Below are 340 nucleotides of genomic sequence, written 5' to 3' on the forward strand. Positions count from 1 at the left end.
TCCCCGTACAGCACAGGAGTCACATCACCGTCACATCACAGGGAAAAACGGGCCGCGCGGCATACCTGTTCACAACGAAAACGGCCGGGGCGGTGACGACGAACTCCCGACGACGGAATTGAATGGCCTGCTGAAAGGGGTGCCAGTCAACTTTCCCGCTGCCAGTCTCGGTCCCGCCACGCCGGACGACGGCACGACCGAGCGACGCGGACGCATCGGCCGACGCAGGCCCTCGGGACGGCCCACCGACAACAGGCTGACCTGGCGGATGCGACTGCGCCGCGACCGGACGCTGATCCTGATGACGCTGCCGGCCATCACCCTGCTCATCGCCTTCAAC

The 340-nt window shown here is 65.9% G+C and carries 1 pseudogene; it reads left to right on the forward strand.

The window, feature by feature from the left end:
- Nucleotides 1–139: 139 nt before the first annotated feature.
- Nucleotides 140–340: pseudogene (locus tag TN53_RS43305) on the forward strand (sugar ABC transporter permease); the annotation flags it as partial.

Origin of the sequence: Streptomyces sp. WM6386 (assembly GCF_000972385.1) — a bacterium.
Taxonomy (GTDB): Bacteria; Actinomycetota; Actinomycetes; order Streptomycetales; family Streptomycetaceae; genus Streptomyces.